The organism is Lactobacillus nasalidis (assembly GCF_016587775.1).
GTDB lineage: Bacteria > Bacillota > Bacilli > Lactobacillales > Lactobacillaceae > Lactobacillus > Lactobacillus nasalidis.
In genome coordinates this window covers 1-792 of record NZ_BOCG01000349.1, presented here as the reverse complement: position 1 = coordinate 792, position 792 = coordinate 1, and the positions used below count along the sequence as shown (strand labels likewise).

At 47.2% G+C, this 792-nt stretch carries 1 protein-coding gene and 1 riboswitch; the gene reads right to left on the bottom strand.

Features of this window, described 5'->3' with window-relative positions:
• Positions 1 to 446: IMP dehydrogenase (locus lacNas_RS06705; protein WP_201346714.1), on the bottom strand; the 446-nt coding region annotated here is incomplete at its 3' end.
• Between the two features lie 192 nt (positions 447 to 638).
• Positions 639 to 736, top strand: a riboswitch (purine riboswitch).
• Positions 737 to 792 lie beyond the last annotated feature (56 nt).

Genomic DNA, 792 nt, shown 5'->3' with positions numbered 1-792 from the left:
ACGCCGGCTGAGTGGCCGTGAGCCGTGTCGATGACGATCGCGTCAGCACCGGCTTCAAACAAGGCTTCGGCTCTTTCAAAGGTGTCGCTGGTTACCCCGACAGCAGCAGCTACCAGCAGCTTGCCGTCCTTGTCAACAGCCGCGTGCGTGTCTTCGGCGGTCACCGGCGTGTTCTTGGCCAAGCGGACTTCATCAGCTTGGGCCTGGATTGAAAGGTTCTTGTGGATTACCCCAAGGCCACCCATCTTTGCCATGGCTGCAGCCATCTTGCCTTCAGTTACCGTATCCATCCCCGCGGAGATCAAAGGAATGTTTAACTTCAAATTTGGTGCCAGCTGGGTTGACAAGTCGACTTCGTTTGGCAGAACGTGACTTTCAGCTGGGATCAAGAGCACATCGTCAAAAGTAATACCTTCTTTAGCAAATTTGGTTTCCCACAAAGACATGATTTCATCCTTTCAAAATAATCGCTGATACTTTTTAATTAATCAACTTTACACGTTTTTTGCCGCCAGGTCAACAAAAAACGAATCTTTCACTGTTGTTTTTAATCTTTAGGGCCTTTTTGAGCCAAATCAGCAATTTTTTAGCAAATTCAATTGAATTAATTCGGTTTTTGCTGTAAGATTTAGCAATAACTTAACAAATGTTTCTTTACTTATATATCGCCGCGATACGGGCGGCAGTCTCTACCCGGAGCCGTAAACTCCGGACTATAGGTATTAGGAGACGCCGGCCCTGGCCGGCTGCTTCTTTTGCCTAGCTTTGGCGAAAGAAGCTTTTTTGTTTGTC